Source organism: Microbacterium altimontanum (genome assembly GCF_058349865.2).
The window spans coordinates 173826-195831 of the sequence record NZ_JBYRJB020000001.1 but is presented as its reverse complement, the minus strand read 5'-3'; the positions used below and the strand labels follow the sequence as shown (position 1 = coordinate 195831).

20 protein-coding genes are annotated in these 22006 nt (G+C 68.9%); 13 read left to right on the top strand and 7 right to left on the bottom strand.

Features of this window, described 5'->3' with window-relative positions; all coding sequences use genetic code 11:
* Window positions 1-19 precede the first annotated feature (19 nt).
* Entirely contained in the window at window positions 20-667 is a 648-nt protein-coding gene (locus AC3RX1_RS00835) for a Maf family protein (RefSeq protein ID WP_491499331.1), read from the bottom strand.
* Window positions 668-1024: 357 nt separating this feature from the next.
* Between AC3RX1_RS00835 and AC3RX1_RS00830 the strand changes: the two genes are divergently transcribed.
* The 4 genes from AC3RX1_RS00830 to AC3RX1_RS00815 are packed head-to-tail and all read left to right on the top strand — an operon-like array spanning window position 1025 to window position 5329.
* Window positions 1025-2356 (top strand): class I SAM-dependent RNA methyltransferase, encoded by a 1332-nt coding sequence (locus AC3RX1_RS00830; RefSeq protein ID WP_491499619.1) that lies wholly within the window; start codon window positions 1025-1027, stop codon window positions 2354-2356.
* 9 nt (window positions 2357-2365) lie between these two features.
* Window positions 2366-3028, top strand: a complete 663-nt coding sequence (locus AC3RX1_RS00825; protein ID WP_491499330.1) for a response regulator transcription factor — start codon at window positions 2366-2368, stop codon at window positions 3026-3028.
* The gene (locus AC3RX1_RS00820; RefSeq protein WP_491499329.1) at window positions 3012-4268 is read left to right on the top strand and encodes an ATP-binding protein; all 1257 of its coding nucleotides are present in this window, start codon (window positions 3012-3014) and stop codon (window positions 4266-4268) included. Before AC3RX1_RS00825 ends, AC3RX1_RS00820 begins: the two co-directional genes overlap by 17 nt.
* On the top strand, window positions 4265-5329 hold the full coding sequence (locus AC3RX1_RS00815; protein ID WP_491499328.1) for a hypothetical protein: 1065 nt from the start codon (window positions 4265-4267) through the stop codon (window positions 5327-5329). Before AC3RX1_RS00820 ends, AC3RX1_RS00815 begins: the two co-directional genes overlap by 4 nt.
* Before the next feature lie 270 nt (window positions 5330-5599).
* Here AC3RX1_RS00815 and AC3RX1_RS00810 read toward each other — a convergent pair whose 3' ends face one another.
* The 3 genes from AC3RX1_RS00810 to AC3RX1_RS00800 form a co-directional block, all read right to left on the bottom strand.
* A complete protein-coding gene (locus tag AC3RX1_RS00810) occupies window positions 5600-5884 on the bottom strand; it encodes an acyl-CoA carboxylase subunit epsilon (RefSeq protein WP_491499327.1) in 285 nt (94 codons plus the stop codon).
* Entirely contained in the window at window positions 5881-7476 is a 1596-nt protein-coding gene (locus tag AC3RX1_RS00805; protein WP_491499326.1) for an acyl-CoA carboxylase subunit beta, read from the bottom strand. The genes AC3RX1_RS00810 and AC3RX1_RS00805 overlap by 4 nt, the downstream gene beginning before the upstream one ends.
* 215 nt (window positions 7477-7691) lie before the next feature.
* Window positions 7692-8525, bottom strand: coding sequence for an endonuclease domain-containing protein (locus AC3RX1_RS00800; RefSeq protein ID WP_491499325.1), 834 nt, complete (start codon window positions 8523-8525; stop codon window positions 7692-7694).
* A gap of 277 nt (window positions 8526-8802) precedes the next feature.
* On the opposite strand from AC3RX1_RS00800, the gene AC3RX1_RS00795 reads away from it, so the two are divergent.
* The 9 genes from AC3RX1_RS00795 to AC3RX1_RS00755 all read left to right on the top strand — a co-directional run bounded on the left by AC3RX1_RS00795 (window position 8803) and on the right by AC3RX1_RS00755 (window position 18619).
* Complete coding sequence (locus tag AC3RX1_RS00795; protein ID WP_491499324.1) at window positions 8803-9597, top strand: biotin--[acetyl-CoA-carboxylase] ligase; 795 nt, start codon at window positions 8803-8805, stop codon at window positions 9595-9597.
* A 52-nt stretch (window positions 9598-9649) separates the two neighbouring features.
* Complete coding sequence (locus AC3RX1_RS00790) at window positions 9650-10201, top strand: PH domain-containing protein (protein WP_491499323.1); 552 nt, start codon at window positions 9650-9652, stop codon at window positions 10199-10201.
* Between the two features lie 41 nt (window positions 10202-10242).
* Window positions 10243-11379 carry a 5-(carboxyamino)imidazole ribonucleotide synthase gene (locus AC3RX1_RS00785; RefSeq protein ID WP_491499322.1) on the top strand — a complete coding sequence of 379 codons (1137 nt, stop codon included), beginning with the start codon at window positions 10243-10245 and terminating at the stop codon, window positions 11377-11379.
* A 138-nt stretch (window positions 11380-11517) separates the two neighbouring features.
* A complete protein-coding gene (gene purE, locus AC3RX1_RS00780) occupies window positions 11518-11985 on the top strand; it encodes a 5-(carboxyamino)imidazole ribonucleotide mutase (protein ID WP_491499618.1) in 468 nt (155 codons plus the stop codon).
* On the top strand, window positions 11982-13445 hold the full coding sequence (locus AC3RX1_RS00775) for an LCP family protein (RefSeq protein ID WP_491499321.1): 1464 nt from the start codon (window positions 11982-11984) through the stop codon (window positions 13443-13445). Before purE ends, AC3RX1_RS00775 begins: the two co-directional genes overlap by 4 nt.
* A gap of 5 nt (window positions 13446-13450) precedes the next feature.
* Window positions 13451-14569, top strand: coding sequence for a glycosyltransferase (locus AC3RX1_RS00770; RefSeq protein WP_491499320.1), 1119 nt, complete (start codon window positions 13451-13453; stop codon window positions 14567-14569).
* 182 nt (window positions 14570-14751) lie between these two features.
* Window positions 14752-16878 carry an FG-GAP-like repeat-containing protein gene (locus tag AC3RX1_RS00765; protein WP_491499319.1) on the top strand — a complete coding sequence of 709 codons (2127 nt, stop codon included), beginning with the start codon at window positions 14752-14754 and terminating at the stop codon, window positions 16876-16878.
* Between the two features lie 107 nt (window positions 16879-16985).
* Window positions 16986-17861 (top strand): ABC transporter permease, encoded by an 876-nt coding sequence (locus AC3RX1_RS00760; RefSeq protein ID WP_491499318.1) that lies wholly within the window; start codon window positions 16986-16988, stop codon window positions 17859-17861.
* Window positions 17861-18619: an ABC transporter ATP-binding protein gene (locus AC3RX1_RS00755; protein ID WP_491499317.1), complete on the top strand. Its 759-nt coding sequence runs from the start codon at window positions 17861-17863 to the stop codon at window positions 18617-18619. The genes AC3RX1_RS00760 and AC3RX1_RS00755 overlap by 1 nt, the downstream gene beginning before the upstream one ends.
* 3 nt (window positions 18620-18622) lie before the next feature.
* Here AC3RX1_RS00755 and AC3RX1_RS00750 read toward each other — a convergent pair whose 3' ends face one another.
* The 3 genes from AC3RX1_RS00750 to rfbA form a co-directional block, all read right to left on the bottom strand.
* On the bottom strand, window positions 18623-20029 hold the full coding sequence (locus AC3RX1_RS00750; RefSeq protein WP_491499316.1) for a sugar nucleotide-binding protein: 1407 nt from the start codon (window positions 20027-20029) through the stop codon (window positions 18623-18625).
* Between the two features lie 69 nt (window positions 20030-20098).
* Window positions 20099-21097 carry a dTDP-glucose 4,6-dehydratase gene (rfbB, locus tag AC3RX1_RS00745; RefSeq protein WP_491499315.1) on the bottom strand — a complete coding sequence of 333 codons (999 nt, stop codon included), beginning with the start codon at window positions 21095-21097 and terminating at the stop codon, window positions 20099-20101.
* Entirely contained in the window at window positions 21094-21966 is an 873-nt protein-coding gene (rfbA, locus tag AC3RX1_RS00740; RefSeq protein ID WP_491499617.1) for a glucose-1-phosphate thymidylyltransferase RfbA, read from the bottom strand. The genes rfbB and rfbA overlap by 4 nt, the downstream gene beginning before the upstream one ends.
* Window positions 21967-22006 lie beyond the last annotated feature (40 nt).

Below are 22006 nucleotides of genomic sequence, written 5' to 3'. Positions count from 1 at the left end.
GGGAAACGTGTAGCGGAATCTACGAGGACGTCCACGTATCCGTCCACTGCACGCCCAGCCGCCGCACGAGACGACGCAGGGTGGACAGCGACATCCCGACCACCGTCGACGGGTCCCCGTCGACCCGGTCGATGAACGGTCCGCCGAGGCTGTCGACGGTGAACGCGCCGGCGACGAGCAGCGGCTCACCGGTCGCGACGTAGGCGGCGATCTCGTCATCCGTGACGTCGGCCGCGAAGGTGACGGATGCCGCGGCCACCGCGTGCTCTTCGACCGGCGCACTGCCGGGGGAGAGCCGGAAGACGCTGTGCCCGGAGTGGAGCACACCCGTCCGCCCGCGCATCGCGTGCCACCGTGCCGTCGCGGCCTCGGGGGTGTACGGCTTGCCGAGGATCTCGCCGTCGAGCACGAACATCGAGTCGCCGCCGATCACGATCCCCTCGAACCCGGGGTCCTCGGCGGCCACGCGCGCCGCGACATCCGCCGCCTTCCGGCGTGCCAGCAGCAGGACGAACTCCTCGGGGGAGAGCGCGCGTCCCTCCGCCGCCTCGACGGCCGCGACGACCGCGTCCTCATCGACGTCGGGCGCCATCGTCTCGGGCGAGATGCCGGCCTGCCGCAGCAGCATGAGGCGGGCGGGGGAGGTCGAGGCGAGGCACACGCGCATCACCCCACCGTAGCCGCGGTCGCCTCCGGTCGGCCGGCCACCGTCGTCGGCCCACCCCGGCCGGTCGGCCGACGTCGTCGCCCGGCCTCCGCGGCGCCGGGCCGCGACCAATCGCCGTCCGGAAATGTCGCTTCCCGGGCGCGAAGCGGCGGGAGGGGACGGCATTTCGTCGGCGCGCCCGGTTGTGCCGTCCGGAAGTGTCGCTTCCGTCGGGCTAAGCACCGTAGGGGACGGCGTTTCGTCGGACCGCTCGGGTTGTGCCGTCCGGAAGTGTCGCTTGGCCGCGACAAAGCGGCCGATTGGGACGTCGATTGCGTGCGACCGCCACGCGTCGCACGGGTGTGAAACGATCGGATGATGCAGCCGGGAGACCAGATCGACCTCGACATCACCGCCGTCGCCCATGGCGGCGTGTTCGTGGGGCGCCACGAGGGGCGGGTCGTGTTCGTGCCCGACACGCTGCCGGGCGAGCGCGTGCGCGTGCGGCTCACCCAGACCGGCGAGAAGTCGTTCTGGCGCGGCGAGGCGCTCGAGGTGCTCGATGCGTCGCCGCACCGCAGTCCGCACGTGTGGCGTCAGGCCGACATCGACCGTGCGCCGGAGCAGCGTCCTGGCGGAGCCGATTTCGGGCACATCGAACTGGGGCACCAGCGCGCACTCAAGCTCGAGGTGCTGCAGGACGCGCTGACCCGCATCGGCGGCCTCGATCTCCCGAGCAGCATCCGCACCGCCGCCGGCGACGAGGAGGGCGACGGCCTGCGCTGGCGCACCCGGGTCAGCCTCCACGTCGACGACGACGGCCGCATCGGCCCGTTCGCCGCGCGCAGCCACTCCGTCATCGACGTCGAGGATCTCCCGCTCGCGACGCCGGCGATCGAGCGCGTCGCGGCGACCGTCCACGCCACCGCTCCGGGCCGCATCGATCTGGTGCAGGCGGTCGACGGCCGGGTGCGCATCGTGCCGCGACCGGTCGAGCGCGCCGCCCGTCGTTCCCGGGGCCGCCGCCCCAGCGAGGCGGAGAAGCGAGCCGCTCAGGCATCCCGCTCCCGCGCGAAGCACGCGGCCGACGCGGCCAGCGAGGTCATCACCGAGCGCGTGGGCGACCGCGCCTTCCAGGTCGACGCCAGCGGCTTCTGGCAGGTGCACCGCCGTGCCGCCGCGACGCTGAGCGGAATGGTGACGGCGGCGCTGCAGGGCCGCGTCGCCCCCGATGCCACCCACCTCGACCTGTACGGCGGCGTCGGCCTGTTCGCCGCGGCGATCGGCGAACTCGCCGGTCCGACGGCCCGCGTGATCAGCGTGGAGTCGGATCCCCGCGCCACCGAGCACGCCGGCGAGAACCTCGCCGAATGGGTCGGCGCCCGCGCCGAGACGGGGCGCGTCGACCGCTGGCTGCCGCAGCTGCGCGCATCGGCGTCGCCCCGGGAGCTCGAACGGCTGCGGCAGGGCGTCGTCGTGCTCGATCCACCCCGCTCGGGCGCCGGGGCCGCCGTGGTCGGCGAGATCGCCGCGCTGCAGCCGGAGGCCGTCGTCTACGTGGCGTGCGACCCGGTCGCCCTGGCGCGCGATCTGAAGACGTTCCGCGCGGCCGGGTACGAGGCATCCGAGGTCGCCGCCGTCGACCTCTTCCCGCACTCGCACCACGTCGAGGCCGTGGCGGCGCTCACCCGCGCCGGCTCGTCGCGCTAGCCTGATGCCATGACGCGAGTGGCCCTCATCGACGACCATGAGTCCGTGCGCCTGGGGCTCGAGGCGGCGTGTGCGCGCGCGGGCGAGATGGACGTCGTGTTCTCCGGCAGCTCGGTCACGGCGTATATCGACTGGCGTGCCCTGAGCGCGTCGGCGCCCGCCGACGTCATCGTGCTCGACCTGACCCTCGGCGACGGGACCACCGTCACCGAGAACGTCACCCGGCTCGCGTCCGACGGGTCGAGCATCATCATCCACAGCGTCGCCGACCGGCCGGCGGCGGTGCGCGAGGCCCTCGCTGCCGGGGCCGCCGGGATCGTCAGCAAGTCGTCGCCGATCGACGAGGTGATCGCCGCCGTCCAGGCGGTCGCGCACGGCGAGCCGCTCAACAACGTCGAGTGGGCGAGTGCGGTCGACGGCGACCAGGCGTTCGCCGACGCGCAGCTCTCGGCCCGTGAGCGAGAGGTGCTGAGCCTGTACGCCACGGGCCTGCCGCTGAAGGTCGTCGCCGAGCGCCTCGGCATCGCCTACTCCACCGCCAAGGAGAACATCAACCGCGTTCGCGTGAAGTACGTCGACGTCGGGCGCCCCGCGCCCACGAAGGTCGACCTGCTGCGCCGCGCCGTCGAGGACGGCATCCTCACGCCCATCGAGGATGCCGGTGACGCCTGACACCGACCGGGTCGCGCTGACCGACGCGTGGGGGCACATCCCGCAGTCGCACGCGAGCGTCGCCCGCCTCGGGTCGTTCACCCGCACCCGCGTCGAGCGCATCATCGCGCTGATCAGCGGGATCGGCTGCCTCGCGCTGGGCGGGCAGGCCTTCTTCGCGGCGCTGGATGCGTCGGCCGAGCGCCCGGGCTGGCATCCGGCCCTCGAGATCCTGGTGTTCGTGCCGCTGGCGGTCATGCTCGTCACATGCTTCATCGGCCGGGGGCAGCGGCTGTTCGCCGCGATCTTCGTCTTCGCCTACACGATCGGGCTGCTGCTGTGGCCGGTCGCGGCGGCCGGGGTGCCGGCGAAGCCCGGCGGGGAACCCTGGATCTTCTTCCTCATCAACGTCGCGACCGCGGCATCCGTCCTCACGTTCTCGCTGCGCTGGCAGGTCATCGCGACGATGGCGATCCCTGTGCTGTGGGGCGTGGTGCGCCTCCTGCAGGGCGGATTCGACCCGGCGCTCCCGGTCACGGTGGCGATCGACGTGTCCTACGCGCTGATCCTCGGTGGCATCATCGTCGCGCTCGGGTGGGTGTTCCGCAGCGTGGCGATGAACGTCGACGCCACGCGTGCGGAGGCGGTTGCCTCGTACGCGGCTGCGGCCGCGGTCGACGCCACGGAGCAGGAGCGGGTCGCGGTCGGCGCGCTCATGCACGACAGTGTGCTGGCGGCGCTCATCGCGACCGAGCGCGCCCATTCCGAGCGCGAGCGGATGCTGGCCGTCGGCATGGCGCGCGAAGCGCTCACCCGGCTGGCGAACGCGGAGCGCGACGCCGGCATGGGCTCGGAGGAGCCGGTGCCGGTCGACGTGATCGGCACCGAGGTCGAGGCCTCGGCGCGCGAGCTCGGCCACCAGCTTCACGTCGACCGCACCCACGTCACTGCCGGCGTCATGGTGCCCGGCGTGGTGGCACGGGCGCTGGCGCTCGCCGCCGCCCAGGCGATCGCCAACGCGATCCAGCACGCCGACGGCGCGGGGCTGCGTGTCTCCGTCTCGTGCACGGCGGATCCCGTCGTCGTGACGGTGCGGGTGCGGGATGCCGGCAAGGGGTTCGATCCCGCCGCTGTGCCGGCCGACCGGCTGGGGATCAGCGCGTCGATCATCGCGCGCGTCGCCGCGGTCGGCGGACGCGCCGACATCGACTCCGGCTCCAGCGGCACCCAGGTCACCCTCGAATGGGCGGAGGGCGCGTGAAGATCACCGTTCAGGGCATCCTGACGTCGCTGGCCGGCGCGTTCGCCGTGTATCTCGCTGTGCGCGGACTCATCTGGGTCGGCGGCGGCGTCGATCATCCGGTCGTGATGTACGTCGTCGCAGTGCTGTACCTGGGGGTGGCGGGGCTCTGCCTGTGGACGCCGGGGCGTCGTGCTCCCGCGCCGGACGCCGGCGACGGGGTTCTGACCGCCGGGCAGGGCGGACCGACGCGGATGCCGGTCTGGGCGTGCGTGCTCGCGCTGCTGTGGGCTCTGGTGATGCCGAGCACGGTCGCGATCGCGGTCGGCGAGGAATCGCGGACCACCGGATACGGCACCTGGTACGTGGGGGCGATCGGGCTCATCATGACCGTCATCGTCGTGCGTCGTCGTCCGTGGGCGGCGTGGAGCGGCATCCTCCTGCTGACCGTGGCGACGATGGCGTGGGTGGGCGTTCTTCCGGCGCTGTCGTTCGGGCTCGTGGGCTCCGTCATGTGGGTGCTCGCCGCCCAGCTGCTGCTGTTCTCGATGGATCGTGCCGCGCGCGACACCGCGCGCCTCGCGGGACTGCAGCGGGCCGCGTCGGCCTGGCGCGCCGCGCAGCTCGGGCGCCAGCGCGAGCGCCGCATCCAGGTGCAGCGTGCGCTCGCGGTGGCCGGTCCCATCCTGTCGCGGGCGATCGAGCAGGGCGGCGAGCTCGACGAACGGGAGCGCACCGAGGCGCGGATCGCCGAGGGGCAGCTGCGCGACGAGCTGCGCGGGGCGCGCCTGCTGGACGACGGCGTGCGGGCGGAGCTCGACGCCGCACGGCGCCGCGGGGCCACCGTGTCCGTCCTCGACGAGGGCGGGCTCGACGGGCTGGATGACGCGCAGCTCTCCGCGATCCGCAGCGACCTGGCCGCGGCCGTGCGCGCGGCGGGCTCCGATCGGCTGTACATCCGGGCGTCGACGCATCCGCGGATCGCGGTGACCGTCGTCGGGCGCTCGGCCTCCAACGGCGCCCTCACCGACGAGGACAGTGTCGACCTGTGGCGGGAGATCCCGCGCCCGCAGCAGCGCTGATGTGCAGTGCTGCCGGTCGCGCGGTGACGCGATGATGCGCGTAGAGCGCAAGAGAAGGAGAGAGGCGAGGGGCGGCGAAGCCGCCCGCCCCTCGCCTGTGGTGGACGGTTACCCGAAAACCGACCACAGTGGCCGAACCTGAACTCATCTACCCTGGATGAGCCGGCCAGCCGAACGCAGAAGCGTTCCAGCAAGACAAGTATCCGTCGGCCGCAACGCGCATGTCTGTAGGTATTTTGGGGGACATTTACGCGCGTAGTTTCGACGAGATCAGCCCGCGTAGTGGCCCCATCCGAACTCGCGGCGCAGCGGCTCGCGGAGGTTCCGGGCGGTGAGCTCCCACGCGCTCCGGGTGGGAGCGTCCGACGCCGTCGCGGTCGCCTCCTGGCGGGAATACTCCTCGGTGACGACGGCGATCAGCGCCGCAAGCTCTTCCTCGGTGGGGGTGCCGCGCACCACGTCCACGCGCAGGGGCGCCTCCGCAGCAGCGCCCAGGGGCGCCTTGGCATCAACGCGCAGCGGCGGCTCGGCCGTCTCCTGGTCGCCGCGGATCATAGCGGGATGTTACCGTGCTTCTTCGCGGGCAGACTCGCCCGCTTTCCGCGCAGCGCCCGCAGCGACTTCGCGATGAACACGCGGGTCTGCGCCGGCTCGATGATGCTGTCGAGCTCGCCCCGCTCGGCGGCGAGGAACGGCGAGGCCACGTTGTAGGTGTACTCGTTCGCGAGCCGCTGGCGCACGGCTGCGACATCCTCGCCCGCCTCCGCAGCGCGCTTGAGCTCGCCGCGGTAGAGGATGTTCACCGCGCCCTGGCCGCCCATCACGGCGATCTCGGCGGTCGGCCAGGCGACGTTGACGTCGGCGCCGAGCTGCTTCGACCCCATGACGATGTACGCCCCGCCGTACGCCTTGCGCAGGATGACGGTGACGAGCGGCACGGTCGCCTCGGCGTACGCGTAGAGCAGCTTTGCGCCGCGGCGGATGACGCCCGTCCACTCCTGGTCGGTGCCGGGCAGGTAGCCGGGCACGTCGACGAGAGTGACGATCGGCACGCTGAACGCGTCGCAGAAGCGCACGAAGCGGCTCGCCTTCTCGCCGGCGTCGATGTTGAGGGTGCCCGCCATCTGGCTCGGCTGGTTCGCGATGATGCCGACGGTGCGTCCCTCGACGCGACCGAAGCCCACGACGATGTTCGGGGCGAACAGGGGCTGCACCTCGAGGAAGTCGCCGGCGTCGACGATGTGCTCGATGACCTGGTGGATGTCGTACGGCTGGTTCGCCGAGTCGGGGATGACGGCGTTCAGGACGCGGTCGGCATCCGTCGTCTCCCACTCGAACCCGCTCTCGTAGACGGGGAGTTCGGCCATGTTGTTGTCGGGCAGGAAGCTCAGCAGCGCCCGGACGTAGTCGATCGCGTCGTCCTCGTCGCTGGCGAGGTAGTGCGCGACGCCGGAACGGGTGTTGTGCGTGTGCGCACCGCCGAGCTCCTCCATGCCGACGTCTTCGCCGGTGACGGTCTTGATGACGTCGGGGCCGGTGACGAACATCTGGCTGGTCTTGTCGACCATGACGACGAAGTCGGTGAGTGCGGGGGAGTAGACGGCGCCGCCGGCGGCCGGGCCCATGATGATCGAGATCTGCGGGATGACTCCCGACGCGCGGGTGTTGAGGCGGAAGATCTCGCCGTACTTGCCGAGCGCGACGACGCCCTCCTGGATGCGTGCGCCGCCGGAGTCGAGGATGCCGATGATCGGCATCCCGGCGCGCAGGGCGAGCTCCATGACCTTGATGATCTTCTCGCCGGCGACCTCGCCGAGCGACCCGCCGAACGTGGAGAAGTCCTGCGCGTACACCGCGACGGTGCGGCCGTGGATCGTGCCGACGCCGGTGACGACGGAATCGCCGTAGGGGCGCGCCTTGTCCATCCCGAACGCCGTGGTGCGGTGGCGGACATACTCGTCGATCTCGCTGAACGACCCCGTGTCGAGCAGGAGATCGATGCGCTCACGAGCGGTGAGCTTGTCCTTGGCGTGCTGCTTGGTCTGAGCCGAGGTCTCGGCGTCGACCACGGCCTGCTGGTAGCGGGCGCGCAGGTCGGCGATCTTGCCGGCGGTCGTGGTCAGGTCCGGTTCCGTCACGCATTCCACCCTAACGACCCGGATCTTCGAGCGGTTGGAGCCTGAGCACAAGCGGCCGACGGATCTGATGTGGGTCTCCACCGGCGTCTTGACTCGGTTCTCCGCCCACCCCGGCCCACTTCTGGAGGATACGAAGGAGATTCGGCCCGGAGAAGGAGAATCACGCCTGAGATCTCCTTCTGTCGGCGGGTTCTCCTCCCGTAGCCCGAGATTCGGACCGCGTTTCAGGGGCGGTGCAGCCCCTGCGCGATCGCGGCCAGCACCTGGGCCTCCACCATCGGCCACTCGTTCACGATCTGGGAGTAGTCGAACCGAAGGACGGTGTGCCCGAGAAGCCTCAGCCGCCGATCGTGCGCGATGTCTCGGCGCCGCTGGGCGGCATCCTGGTGATGGGCGTACCCGTCGATCTGGATCACGAGCCGTTCGCCGATCAATCCGTCGACAGGTTGCCCGGCGATCCACACCTGCTGCCGGACATGCACGCCGATGCGACGCATCCGCTCGACGAAGGACGTCTCGAGTCCAGAGTCGGAGAGGCTCGTCGCGTGCTTGAGCAGACGCCTCGCCTGCGCGCCGCGCCATGTCACCCGTTGCAGGTGCTCGATCGTGGTCCTCTTCGTGTTGAGGGCTGACTCCCACATGGCGAGAGCCTCTTCGAACGGGAGGCAGAGCGCCGCGATCGCGAGGACATTCTCCAGTGGGTCGAGCAGCGATCGCTTCAGCGGCGGAACGACGCCGGTCGACCAGTGTGCAACGACGTCGTCGCCCATCGGTCCCTTTGCGTGCGGCGACAGTGCGATGTGAGTGCTGGACTCGTGGCCGGGGCGCCAGATCCCGAGATGCTCGGCAGCGCTCCGGCACGTGATCCGGCCAGAGAACGTCGCAGCGCGGTGAACCGAGGGATGGGCGGACGGAGAGACGATCCACTGCCTTCGGAGGATGACCAGACCTTCCCTGGCGATGCCCGACCGAATGGCGTCACCGCTCCATCCGCGGTCGATGAGGTCGGCGCGGTGGACGTACTTGTTCCTGTTGAGCTCGTCCGAGATGCGACGCATGGTTCCACGGTGGACCTCGGCGAGGGCCGCCGTGTCGTCATGTAGCGGCTCTGTGGACAGATCCCCGGCGGTCGGGGGAACTCCAGATCTGGGGAGGGCATCGTGAAGCCCGGCCCGGAAGGAGATTCGGCCGGGAGACGGAGAGATCGTCGGCCAGATCTCCTTCCCCCGACCCAATCTCCTTCCCGACTCCAGGAGAGCTGCCTGCGGAGGCGGGTGAGCCGAGGACGAGAGGGGATGTCGCAGCCACCCGACGCGCTCACCGTAGGGTGAACGCATGCAGAACCAGGGATACCCGCGCACCGCGGCCGTCAGCCCGCGCGTGCAGGTGGAGGAGTCGACCGGGTCGACGAATGCCGATGTGGTCGCCGCCGCCGCGGCCGACCCGGTCGGCTGGCCGCACCTGAGCCTCCTGGTCACGACCGATCAGCAGGCCGGCCGCGGCCGGCTCGATCGCGTCTGGACGGCGCCGCCCGGCACCTCGCTCGCGGTGTCGGTGTTGGTCCGCGTGCCGGATGTCCCGCCCGCCGCGCGGGGATGGATTCCGCTGGCAGCGGGCGCCGCGATGACCCGCGCGATCATGGCCCAGCTGCGCGGTCACGGCCATTCCGTCGGCCTCAAGTGGCCGAACGACGTGCTCGTCGACGGCGGCAAGATCTGCGGCATCCTCGCCGAGGTGGTGCCGGGAGAGCCCGACGCGATCGTCATCGGAGCGGGCGTCAACACCCGCATCGCATCCGTCGACCTTCCGGTCGTCACCGCCACGTCGTTCGCCGCGATCGGACGCGAGGTCGACGACGACCGGCTGCTCGCCGACTATCTCGTCGCCCTCGACGAGCAGCTGACGGCTCTCGCCCGCGGCAGCGCCGCCGAAGCCGGCGTGCGCGGCGAAGTCGAGGCACTCTGCGTCACGCTCGGGGAACGCGTGCGCGTGCAGCTTCCCGACGGCTCGCAGTTGACCGGCCGGGCGCAGCGCCTCGACGAGGACGGCCGGCTCGTCGTGGAGGCGGCGGGCGTCGAGACGGCGGTTGCGGCCGGCGACGTCATCCACGTGCGGGGTGCGGAATCGTGACACCCGGCGTCACGTCACGGCCGATGTCGGAATCCCCGGTCAGAATGGGTGCATGACCCAGCCGACGAGCATCGGGGGGCGCCCGTTCGCACCGGCTCCCGGAGCGCCGACGCCGGAGCTGCGCATCGCGCGGTTCCGTCCGCACGCGCGCCGCCTGTTCTGGTCGGCGCTCGTGCTCATCGCCGTCGCAGCCGCCACGGGCTGGCTGTGGGGCAACCTCCCGCGCCCCTTCGAGGACTGGATGCTGCTGGCCGCCGCCTCTGTCATCGTGCTCCTGCTCGTGCTGCTGCCGTTCCTCGCCTGGTGGTCGCACGTCTACACGCTCACGACTCGTCGGGTCGTGGAGAGCCGGGGCATCCTGCGCCGTCGCAGGCAGGAGCTCGAGCACGTGCGGGGCTACACGATCCAGCTGCGCCGCGGCCCGCTGCAGCGCCTGTGGGGCACCGGCACCCTGACCCTGTCCAACGGCATCGACGCGCCGTTGCGGATGCGCAACGTGCCGTCGGTCGCGCTCGTGCACGAGGCGCTCGTCGATCAGGTCGAGGTGAACCAGATCCTCGCGCACCGCGACGGCTCGTCGATTCCGGTGCCAGGCCAGGCCTGACCGCGTTCGTGCGCGACAATGGACGCGGCGAAAGGAGCGGGATGACCCTGCGAGTCGGAGTGGTGGGCGGTGGCCAGCTGGCCCGGATGATGATCGCCCCGGCGGTCGAGATCGGCATCGACCTGCGGGTCCTCGCCGAGCAGGAGGGGATGGCCGCGGCCCTCGCAGCCACCGCCGTCGGCGACTACACCGACGCCGACACCGTCCTCGCCTTCGCACGGGATGTCGATGTCGTGACGTTCGATCACGAGCACGTGCCGCAGGGCGTGCTCCGCGCCCTCGTCGACGCCGGCGTCGCTGTGCACCCCGGCCCCGACGCGCTGCAGTACGCCCAGGACAAGCTCGCGATGCGCGCCAAGCTCGATGAGCTCGGCATCCCGCAGCCCGACTGGGCCGCCGTCTCCGACACGGCCGAGCTCCAGGAGTTCCTCGACGCGCACGGCGGCCGCGCCGTCGTGAAGACTCCTCGGGGCGGTTACGACGGCAAGGGCGTGCGCGTCGTCGCGGCGGCGACCGAGGCAGACGACTGGTTCGCCACGCTCGCCGAGGACGCGCACGGCGGGCAGCTGCTCGTCGAAGAGCTCGTCGACTTCCGCCGTGAGCTGTCGCAGCAGGTCGCACGCCGGCCGTCCGGCCAGGTGCGCTCGTATCCCGTCGTCGAGACCGTCCAGCGCGGCGGAGTGTGCGCCGAGGTCATCGCGCCCGCCCCTCACCTCAGCACTCGGCTTGTCGCGGTCGCCGCCGAGATCGGCGTCGGGATCGCCGAGGGTCTCGCCGTGACCGGGATGCTCGCCGTCGAGCTGTTCGAGACGACGGATGACCGCATCCTCGTGAACGAGCTCGCGATGCGCCCGCACAATTCGGGTCACTGGTCTCAGGACGGCGCGATCACCGGGCAGTTCGAGCAGCATCTGCGCGCGGTGCTCGACCTGCCGCTCGGCGACCCGTCGCCGCGGCAGCCGTGGTCGGTGATGGTGAACATCCTCGGCGGACCGTCGTCGGGGCGCATGGACGCGCCGTTCGCCGACGTCATGGCGACGCATCCGGATGTGAAGGTGCACACGTACGGCAAGGAACCCCGGCCCGGACGGAAGGTCGGCCACGTCAACGCGACGGGTGCCGACCTCGACGATGTGGCCTACGCCGCACGGGCGGCGGCGGCGTTCTTCGAGGGATGAGCGTCGGGCGGCCGACCGGAGCTGGATCCGTGACGCTCGACATCCGCGCCGTTGCGGGGTTCTTCCAGCGATCCGCCCTACCCTTGTCGGGTGACTGAGCCGCTGCACTCCTCCACCTCCCCGCTCGTCGGCGTCGTGATGGGCTCCGACTCCGACTGGCGGGTGATGAGTGACGCATCGCAGGCGCTCACCGACTTCGGCGTTCCGCACGAGGTCGAGGTGGTGTCGGCGCACCGCACTCCCGACAAACTCGTCGAGTACGGGCGCTCGGCGCGCTCCCGCGGGCTGAAGGCGATCATCGCGGGTGCGGGAGGCGCGGCGCACCTGCCGGGGATGCTCGCGTCCGTGACGGCGCTTCCCGTCATCGGCGTGCCGGTGCCGCTCGCCCTTCTCGACGGCATGGACTCGCTGCTGAGCATCGTCCAGATGCCGGCCGGCATCCCGGTCGCGACCGTCTCGATCGGCGGCGCGAAGAACGCGGGGATCCTCGCCGCACGCATCCTCGGCGCCGGGGACCCGGCGCTCGCCGACCGCGTGGAGGCGTACGCCCGCGACCTCGAGGGCCAGGTCGAGGCGAAGAACCGCAGACTCAAGGAGTCGCTATGACCGCTGCCGCACAGGCCGCGCCGTCCGGGTACTTCGTGCAGGAGCGCCCGCTGCGGCATCCCGATACGCAGTCCGAGCAGTTCATGACGCGTCGCGGATGGTGGCTCGTCGTGCTGAACTTCCTCCTCCCCGGGTCGGCGCAGGCGCTCGCCGGCGACCGGCGTCTCGGCAAGATCGGGCTCGGCGCGACGCTCGTCATGTGGGCGCTCATCGTCATCGCGATCCTCACCGCCGTGCTGTGGCGCACAGCGCTGCTGACCGTCGTGCTCGGCGACTTCTCGTTCTTCGGGCTGTTCACGATCAAGGCGCCGCTGCTCCTCGTGCTCGAGATCGTGCTGGTCGCCTACATCGTGCTGTGGGCGGTGCTGACGATCGACACCCTGCGCCTCGTGCGTCTGGTGAAGACCGGTCCGAAGGCGCGGTTCGGCATCGCGCTGCTGTCGGTCGTGCTCCTCGTCGTGTCGGGGACGACGGCGGCGGCCGCGGCAAGCAGGCTCAACAGCCTCCACGGCGGGCTGGCGACGATCTTCCAGGCGTCGGCGCCGCTCGCGCCGCCGTCGAACGGCTACTACAACATCCTGCTGCTGGGCGCCGACAGCGGGAAGGGCCGCGATTCCATGCGCTTCGACTCGATCTCGGTCGTGTCGGTGAACGCGGACACGGGACGCGTGACGATCACCGGCATCCCACGCGATCTCGAGGGCTTCCCGTTCCCGAAGGACAGCCCCATGCACAAGCTCTACCCCGAGCTGCACACCGGGCACGGCAGCGCGACGTGCGGGTGGACGGCTGCGATCAACCAGCTCAACACCGAGCTCGACGTCTGCCGCGACGGCAGCAAGATCTATCCCGACGCGGAGAAGAACGGGTCGACGCCGGGTGTCGAGGCGACGAAGGATGCCGCCGAGGGCCTGTTGGGCATCAAGATCCCGTACTACGCGTTCATCGATATGGCGGGGTTCGCGGCGCTGGTCGATGCGCTCGGCGGCGTGGACATCACCGTGACGCAGCGGCTGCCCGAGGGTGGTGGCCCGAAGTACGAGGGCCAGCCGGTCGACGAGTGGGCCACGGGCTGGATCGAGAAGGGCAAGCAGCACATGGACGGCAAGACCGCCCAGTGGTATGCCCGCTCGCGCAAGACGACGAGCGACTGGGACCGCATGAAGCGGCAGCGCCAGCTGCAGGAGGCGATCCTCAAGCAGTTCACTCCGCAGACCGTGCTGAGCCGCTTCAACGAGATCATGGCGGCGGGGCAGCATCTGGTGAAGACCGACATCCCGTCGCAGATGCTGCCGGCGTTCGCCGACCTCGCGATCAAGGCGAAGGAGCACAAGGTCACGACGATCGAGCTGACTCCCGCTCAGGACGTGGATCAGACCTCGCCCGATCTTGCGTATGTGCACGAGCTCGTGGAGAAGTCGCTGCATCCCGCGACGCCGTCGCCGTCGCCGAAGGGGTGAGTCACGTGAGCGTTCTGCTGCGGGTCGTCCTCGATCAGCTGGTCGCCGAGACCGATCCTGATCTCGCCCTCGCCTCGCGAGAATTGGCCCGCGCCCTCGTGCAGACGGCGCCGGTCGGATGCGAGGTCGGCGCGATCGTGCCGTCGGGAGGGGACGACCTGGACCTGCCCGGGCTGGCAGACGTGCGACGGATGGCGATGGCCCGGCGTGAGCTTGCTGCCGCGTGGCAGCTCGGTGTGACGGCGGGGGCCGGGGGAGGTCTGATCCACTCGCCGACGCTGTTGGCCCCGCTCATGCGGCACGACCGGGTGAACGACCACGATCAGACCGTCGTGACGCTGTGGGACCTGCGTCCGTGGGAGCATCCGGAGGAGCTGTCGCGGCCGGCGCAGGCGTGGCACAAGGGGATGCTGAAGCGCGCGCAGAAGCATGCGGATGCCGTCGTCGTGCCGACGCACGCGACGTCGCACCGGCTGGCTGAGTTGGCGGACTTCGGCGGACGCATCCGGGTGATCGCGGGCGCCGCGCCGTCGCGGTTCGCGGTGCCGACGGATGCCGCGGGTCGGCGGCGGACGATGTCGGTGCCCGAGGCTGTCATCGTGCTGGTGGGGGATGCGGCGGCGTCGTCTGCTCTGTCGAACGGCTTCCGCGCCGTGGCGGCGTCGGGTGCCGACCTGCCGATCGTGGTGCTGGATGCGCACGAGGGGGAGGAGCCGGCGATCGTCGAGATGGCGGAGGCCGCCGGCCTCGCCGCACACCGGGTGCATGTGCGCCCTGACGTCGACGCCGCGGACCGCGCCGCGATCCTCGACGCGACGACTCTTCTCGTCGCTCCTTCGAGGCGGAGCGGGTTCCCGTGGCGGGTGGTGGAGGCGATGACCCTGGGCGTGCCGGTCGTCGCGACGGCGTCACCCGACCACCGCGAGGTGATCTTCGACGGCGGGCGTCTCGTGGGCGGGGACGACGGCGAGCAGGATGCCGAAGCCCTCGGTGCAGCCGTCGCCGAGGCGCTGGGCTCGACGGCCGGACTCGAGCGTCTCGCCGTGCTCGCAGGCGACCGTGGCCGCGCGTTCTCGTGGCGTGCCGCCGGTGATCGGGTCTGGCAGCTGCACGCCGACCTGTGACCGCCCGTGTTTGAGTGACGCGGGGCGACCGACCTGTCGGTCGTTGAGCGCGCTCAGCGAAACGAAACGACGAGCGTGCGCCGCATGGCCGCATGACTGACAGCACGCTGAATTCGGCGTGTCGTGGAGACAATCCCTAACCTGAAGTGGTAATTCGCCTTCACTTCAGTCACACTGTTCACATGTTCTCGCGCCGTCACCCCGTTCTGTCCACGCGCCGGCGATGGCTCGCTGTCTTGCTCTCCACCGTCGTCGTTGCCGCCGTGCTGACGGCGATCGCTCCCGCGTCCAAGGCTCAGGCGGCGGAACTGCCCGGCACGATCCTCGACGGGGGGTACTTCATCTCGGACGCCGAGTTCTACAGGTCGAACTCGATGACCGAGGCGCAGATCCAGTCGTTTCTGAACGGCAAGGTCAAGACGTGCGCGTCAGGGGCGACGTGCTTGAAGAACTATCGGGGCGAGATGACCGCGCGTAAGGCGGACTCCTACTGCAAGGCGATCGCCGGCGAGAAGAACGTCACTGCCGCCCGCATGATCGCCAAAGCCACAGCCGCATGCGGGATCAATCCGAAGGTCGTGCTCGTGATGCTCCAGAAGGAGCAGGGCCTCGTGACGTCGACCAAGCCGAGCGACTGGAACATCGAGCATGCCATGGGCCAGGCGTGTCCCGACACGCCTGCGGGCTGCTCCGCGGCGTCCGCGGGTTTCTGGAACCAGGTGTACCTGGGCTCCCGTCAGATGCAGATCTACACGAACTACCCGAACTCCTTCAGCTACCGCAAGGGTCAGTACAACACGATCAAGTGGGCGCCGAGCTCGTCGTGCGGCACCTCGAAGGTGTACATCAAGAACCAGGCGACCGCGAACCTCTACAACTACACGCCCTACCGCCCGAACATCGCCGCTCTGGCGGCGGGCTGGGGCACCGGTGACAAGTGCTCCACCTACGGCAATCGCAACTTCTACAACTACTACGTGAGCTGGTTCGCACCTGGGGCGTCGACGTCGAAGGGCGCACCGGCTCAGGTGGGTGCCTGCACGAAGCCGGCTGCCGCCGACATCGCTACGCGTAGCGCGACGGCGAAGGTCAACGTGACGTCTCTGAACGCACGCACTGCTCCGACGACGCTGTGCGGGACCGGCATCCGCTCCCTGAGCAAGGGGACGAGCGTAAGCGTGACGGGCGTCTACGGAGCCTGGTCGCATATCACCGTCTCGGGAGCGACGTTGTGGGTCGTGAGTGAATACCTCACGACGACAAGCGACGGCGCACCAGCGACAACCGGCTGCGCGCAGCCCCTGGCATCGAACATCAAGAGTGCGTCGGGAACCGTCGTGGTGACGACCGGTTCGCTCAACGCGCGTACCGCGCCGAGCACCGATTGCTCCACTGGCATGAGGAGCATTACGAAGGGCCAGACGTTCACGCGCACCGGTACCTACGGTGTCTGGTGGCGGCTGAATATCGGCGGGAAGGCGATGTGGGCGCACAGTGACTACCTCGCGCTGAAGACGTCCACTCCCTCTACTCCTAGCACGGGCGCTGCGTCCGCCGGTGTCGGAGATCTCAATGGAGACGGCACATCCGATGTCGTTGCCGTCACCAGGGGCACGCTGAAGATCTACCCGGGCAACGGCCGGGGCGCCTGGCATTCTGCGACGACGCCGATCGCGAAGTGGAAGGGCGGTACGCCGATCACGCTCGGCGATTTCAACGGTGACAAGCACCCCGACGTCGGGGCGGTCGGCTCGGACGGCTCGTTCTGGCTCTACCGCGGAAATGGCGCTGGCGGCTTCGCTGCTCCTGTCCGTATCGGCACTGGGTTCAGATCATTCACCGCGTTCCTCGGCGGATTCGATTTCGACGGCAACGGCACACTGGATGTCATCGCTCGAAACTCCGCGGGGTATCTCAAGCTCTACCGCGGCGACGGCAAGGGCCGGTTCAAGGCCGGCGGGGGAACGACCGTGGGAAACGGATGGAAGTCGTTCACAGCTCTCTTCATGACCAGCGACTTCGACGGCGACCAGCGCCCCGATCTCATGGCCCGCCGCTCCGACGGCTCTCTCTGGCTCTATCGCATGACCGGCACCGGAGCATGGAACGGGGCCCGCAGGGTGGGCACCGGATGGAACTCGATGACGGCGCTGCTGAGCCCCGGTGACTTCGACGGCGATGGAAACAGCGACGTCCTCGCCCGCACCAGGAGCGGCGACCTGCTGCTCTACCCCGGCAACGGCAAGGGCGGCTGGCACAGCAAGCGCAAGGTGGGCTACGGCTGGAACTCCATCGCGTGGATCGCCTGAGGCCCGACACGCGCAAGGGGACCGTTCCAGACGGCTCCCAGCCGCTGCTCCAGTAGGATTGCGGGTGGCCTGAGCGCGGACGCGTGCGGCCGCTAGGACACATACCCGTGACAACCACTCTCGACAAGAGCGCCTTCGACACGCCTGGGCGCGGCAGGGGACTCCTCGACGTCTTTCGGTACCGGTACCTGCTCAGACTGCTGATCTCGAAGGGCACGTCGCTCCGGTATCGCAACTCCGTGCTGGGTTGGATATGGTCATACGTTCGGCCGACGGTGCAGTTCCTCGTCTACTTCCTTATCGTCGGCGAGATCATGGGGTTCAAACGGGGAATCGACTCCTTCCCCATCTACCTCTTCTCGGGCCTCGTCGTCGTGAACCTGTTCAACGAGGCGATTGGTGCCACGACTCGCTCGATCGTTGAGAACAAAGCCCTCGTGCGAAAGATCTACCTGCCGCGCGAGCTGTTTCCCATTTCTGCCGTGGTCGGGTCGTTCGTCCACTTCCTCCCGCAGCTTGCCGTGCTGCTGCTTGTGTGCGTTCTGTTCGGTTGGGTGCCGACGCTTGCCTCTGTCGGGCTTCTGCTCGGCGGACTGCTCCTAGTGGTGCTGTTCGTGCTGGGGGTTGGTCTCCTGTTCTCCGCCATCAACGTGCGGTTCCGCGATGCCCAGAACTTCATCGAGATCATCCGCACGATCGCGACGTGGTCGTCGCCGATCATGTACACGTGGGTGATGGTCCACGACCGTGCCCACAACTACCCGTGGATCTTCGAGGTGTACATGAGCAACCCGATCACCGTCGCAGTGGAAATGTTCCATGAGGCGATGTGGTCGCCGATCGTCCCCGAGACAGCGCGCTTCGGCTGGCCGCCGGAGTTCGGCTGGAATGTCCTAGCCGCGCTCGGCGTCATCTTGGTCGCCCTCATCATCGGTCAGTTGGTGTTCCGCAGGTTCGAGCGCACCTTCGCCCAGGATCTGTAATGACAAGTCAGCCCACGATCATGCGGCAGCGCACCGCAGAGCCGGTTATCGTCCTCGACCACGTCTCCAAGTGGTTCAACAAGCGCTCCACGCGTTCCTTCAAGGAGACGTTCATCAACTGGATCACGCGCAAGCCTGTGCGCGCCCAGCAGTTCCAAGCGCTCAACGACGTGAGCTTCTCGATCGCTGAGGGCGAGTCCGTCGCTGTCATGGGCCTGAACGGCTCGGGCAAGTCGACGACGCTCAAGATGGTGTCAGGTGTGCTGCGGCCCGACGATGGTGAGGTGCTCACCCGCGGACGCGTCGCAGGTCTGATCGAGGTCGGCGCCGGGTTCCACCCTGACCTCACCGGACGTGAAAACGTCTTCCTGAACGCCGCGATTCTCGGCATGAGCGAGAAGGAGACGAAGGAGCGATTCGACGCGATCGTCGAGTTCAGCGAGATCGGCGATTTCATCGATCAGGAAGTCAAGCACTACTCGTCGGGCATGTTCATGCGCCTCGCCTTCAGCGTCGCCATCCATGTCGAACTCGACGTGTTGCTCGTGGATGAGGTGTTGTCGGTGGGCGACGCTCCCTTCAAAGCGAAGTGCAACGCGAAGCTCAAGGAGATGGCGGCCCAGGGCATCACCATGATGATCGTGAGTCACAGCGCCGGCCAGGTGAAGGAGCTCTGCTCGCGTGGGATCGTGATCCGCAAGGGCCAGGTGATCTTCGACGGCCCGATCGATGACGCCCTGCAGGTGCTCGAGCAGTAGCGTCTACCGCACGTAGGTTTCGAGAGAGCGCAGCGCGTTCCGAGGAGCGAAGCCCGTCTCCTCGATCCGAGTCACGCTCAGCACGCTGTTCCGAGGACGCGGAGCGACCGGACCTTCGGCACTCGCGAAGTACTCCTCCGTCGACACACCCGTTACTCTCGCGGGGTCATGGCCGGTCAGTTCGAACACCCGTCTGGCGATGTCGGCCCACGTCATCGGCTCGCCGGCGCCGGTGAGGTTGTACACGCCGAACGCCGGGCGGGTTTCGAGCAGGTGGCGGATGCCACGGGCGATGTCGTCCGTGAACGTGAGACGGCCGGTTTGGTCGTCGACGACTCGGGGGTCGACGCCGCGTTCGGCAAGGGACACCATCGTGCGCACGAAGTTCTTGCCGTCGCCGATCACCCACGACGTGCGGACGATGTAGTGGCGGGGGACCGTCGCGACGAGGGTATCGCCGGCTGCCTTCGTCTGCCCATATACCCCGAGCGGGCTGACGGGAAAATCCTCGGCATACGGCTCCTCGGAGCCGCCGTCGAAGACGTAGTCACTCGACACATGCACGAGGGTGATTGCGTTCGCGGCGGCCACGCGGGCGAGCGCAGCGACTCCGGTCACATTCGCCGCCCAGGCGTGCTGGCGTCCCTCCGCTGTCTCGGCGGCGTCGACAGCCGTGTAGGCGGCGGCATTGATGATCGTGTCGTACTCTCGCCAGCGGCGCGCTGCGCCGAGGTCGACTGCAGCGAGGTCGAGATCCGCCCGCGTCGCGTACTCGACGTGCGGCGCGTCGCCGAATTCCGCGCGCAGTGCGCGTCCGAGCTGGCCGTTCGCACCCAGTACGAGGGTCTTGCGCGGCGGAACCGGCGTCACGTCGGCGAGCCACGGGTGAGCGGCATCCTTCGTCGACAGTTCGGCCTGATCAAGGGGGATCGGCCACGCGATCGCGGCCGTCTCATCAGCGAGGTTCAGGAACGTGTAGGTGGCGTCGGGCGACCAGTGGTCGTTCACGAGGTAGGCGTATGCGGTGTCGCGCTCGAGCGTCTGATAGGCGTTCCCGACGCCCCGTGGCACGAAGACCGCTCGGGACGGATCGAGCTCGCACGTGAACACCGCGCCGAAGCTCGGGCCTTCTCGCAGATCGACCCACGCGCCGAAGATGCGTCCCGTCGCAACGGAGACGAACTTGTCCCAGGGCTCGGCGTGGATGCCGCGCGTGGTGCCGACCGCGTCGTTGAACGAGATGTTGTTCTGTACCGGGCCGAAATCAGGAAGGCCCGCGGCCGTCATCTTCTCGCGCTGCCAGTTCTCCTTGAACCAGCCGCGGTTGTCGCCGTGGACTGGCAGCTCCCAAACTGTCAGACCGGGGATCGGCGTGGAGGCGGACTGCAGCGGCTTTCCGTACTCGGTCATGCGGTCATCCTCTGCGCCGGTGCCGGTCGTTGAGCGAGGACGCGCGCAGCGCGACCGAGTCGAAACGCATCACTGACCCTTGCTCGCATAGAACGCTTCCGTGGCGTCCTTGGCCGAGGCCCACCAGTCCTCGTGCTCGCGGTACCAATCGATGGTCGCCGCGAGTCCTGCCTCGAAGTCCTCGTAGCGTGGGCGCCAGCCCAGCTCTTCGCGCAACTTGGTCGAGTCGATCGCGTACCGCAGGTCGTGTCCGGCCCGATCCGTCACGTGGTCGTAGGCATCGGCATCCTGACCCATGAGCGTGAGGATCAGCTCCACGACCGTCTTGTTGTCCTTCTCGCCGTCGGCGCCGATGAGGTAGGTTTCGCCGATGCGTCCCTTTTCGAGGATGGTGAGGACGGCCGACGAATGGTCATCGGCGTGGATCCAGTCGCGCACGTTGAGCCCTGCCCCGTAGAGCTTGGGACGGATGCCGCGGATCACGTTCGTGATCTGCCGGGGGATGAACTTCTCCACGTGCTGATACGGGCCGTAGTTATTCGAGCAGTTCGAGATGGTCGCCTGCACGCCGAACGATCGCACCCACGCCCGCACGAGAAGATCGGAGCCGGCCTTCGTCGATGAGTACGGCGACGACGGGTTGTACGGGGTGTGCTCGGTGAACCGGGCCGGATCGTCGAGTTCGAGGTCGCCGTACACCTCGTCGGTCGAGATGTGATGGAACCGGGTGCCATGGCGGCGTGCGGCCTCGAGCAGTGTGTACGTGCCGACGATGTTCGTGTCGAGGAACGGCTGCGGGTCGTGCAGCGAGTTGTCGTTGTGCGACTCGGCGGCGTAGTGCACGACGGCGTCGGTGGCGGCGAACAGTTCGTCGACGAGGGATGCGTCGGCGATGTCGCCGTGCACGAACGTGAACCGGTCTGTGGGCAGCCCGTCGAGCGACGCCCGGTTGCCGGCATATGTGAGCTTGTCGAGCACCGTCACATGGTGATCGGTGTGCTCGATCACGTGGTGTACGAAGTTCGAGCCGATGAACCCGGCTCCGCCGGTGACAAGCAGACGGCTCATCCCTGTCCTCTCTTGAGCAGGTCGAGCAGGTACGAGCCGTAGCCCGACTTCACAAGGGCTTCGGCTCGTTCCTGCAGCTCCTCGTCTGCGAGGAAGCCCTGCCGCCACGCGATCTCCTCCGGGCAGCCGATCTTCATGCCGGTCCGGCGCTCCATCGTTCGCACGTAGTCGGCGGCATCCGTCATCTGGTCGAACGTGCCGGTGTCGAGCCACGCGGTGCCGCGGGGCAGGACCTCCACCTGCAGCGCGCCCCTCTCGAGATAGGCGCGGTTGACGTCGGTGATCTCGTACTCCCCGCGTGCGCTGGGCTGAAGCGAACGGGCGATCTCGATGACGTCGTTGTCGTAGAAGTAGAGACCTGGCACCGCGTAGTTGCTCTTCGGGTGCGCCGGCTTCTCCTCCAGCGAGACGGCGGTGCCGGTCTCATCGAACTCGACGACGCCATAGGCCTGCGGCTCGGCGACCCAGTAGGCGAAGACGGCTCCGCCCTCGATCTCGGCGAAACGCTTGAGCTGCGTGCCGAGTCCTGGACCGTAGAGGAGGTTATCGCCGAGCACGAGCGCGACCTTGTCGTCGCCGATGAAGTCGGCACCGATCGTGAACGCCTGTGCCAGTCCGTCGGGAGAGGGCTGTTCGGCGAAAGTCAGCGAGACGCCGAACTGCGACCCGTCTCCCAGCAGTCGGCGAAAGAACGGCGCGTCGTGCGGGGTGGTGATGACGAGGATGTCGCGGATGCCGGCGAGCATCAGCGTCGACAGGGGATAGTAGATCATCGGCTTGTCGTAAACCGGTATCAGCTGTTTCGATGCGCCCAGCGTGATCGGGTGAAGCCGTGTCCCCGAGCCCCCAGCGAGAATGATGCCCTTCACATGAGCCATCTTGGCAGAGGAGACTCTGTCGAGAGACGGC

Excerpts from the sequence above, each read along its gene's own strand:
- AC3RX1_RS00835 (WP_491499331.1), bottom strand. The coding sequence starts at position 667 with ATGCGCGTGTGCCTCGCCTCGACCTCCCCCGCCCGCCTCATGCTGCTG.
- AC3RX1_RS00830 (WP_491499619.1), top strand. The coding sequence starts at position 1,025 with ATGCAGCCGGGAGACCAGATCGACCTCGACATCACCGCCGTCGCCCAT.
- AC3RX1_RS00825 (WP_491499330.1), top strand. The coding sequence starts at position 2,366 with ATGACGCGAGTGGCCCTCATCGACGACCATGAGTCCGTGCGCCTGGGG.
- AC3RX1_RS00820 (WP_491499329.1), top strand. The coding sequence starts at position 3,012 with ATGCCGGTGACGCCTGACACCGACCGGGTCGCGCTGACCGACGCGTGG.
- AC3RX1_RS00810 (WP_491499327.1), bottom strand. The coding sequence starts at position 5,884 with ATGATCCGCGGCGACCAGGAGACGGCCGAGCCGCCGCTGCGCGTTGAT.
- AC3RX1_RS00800 (WP_491499325.1), bottom strand. The coding sequence starts at position 8,525 with ATGCGTCGCATCTCGGACGAGCTCAACAGGAACAAGTACGTCCACCGC.
- AC3RX1_RS00795 (WP_491499324.1), top strand. The coding sequence starts at position 8,803 with ATGCAGAACCAGGGATACCCGCGCACCGCGGCCGTCAGCCCGCGCGTG.
- AC3RX1_RS00790 (WP_491499323.1), top strand. The coding sequence starts at position 9,650 with ATGACCCAGCCGACGAGCATCGGGGGGCGCCCGTTCGCACCGGCTCCC.
- AC3RX1_RS00785 (WP_491499322.1), top strand. The coding sequence starts at position 10,243 with ATGACCCTGCGAGTCGGAGTGGTGGGCGGTGGCCAGCTGGCCCGGATG.
- purE (WP_491499618.1), top strand. The coding sequence starts at position 11,518 with ATGGGCTCCGACTCCGACTGGCGGGTGATGAGTGACGCATCGCAGGCG.
- AC3RX1_RS00775 (WP_491499321.1), top strand. The coding sequence starts at position 11,982 with ATGACCGCTGCCGCACAGGCCGCGCCGTCCGGGTACTTCGTGCAGGAG.
- AC3RX1_RS00765 (WP_491499319.1), top strand. The coding sequence starts at position 14,752 with ATGTTCTCGCGCCGTCACCCCGTTCTGTCCACGCGCCGGCGATGGCTC.
- AC3RX1_RS00755 (WP_491499317.1), top strand. The coding sequence starts at position 17,861 with ATGACAAGTCAGCCCACGATCATGCGGCAGCGCACCGCAGAGCCGGTT.
- AC3RX1_RS00750 (WP_491499316.1), bottom strand. The coding sequence starts at position 20,029 with ATGACCGAGTACGGAAAGCCGCTGCAGTCCGCCTCCACGCCGATCCCC.
- rfbB (WP_491499315.1), bottom strand. The coding sequence starts at position 21,097 with ATGAGCCGTCTGCTTGTCACCGGCGGAGCCGGGTTCATCGGCTCGAAC.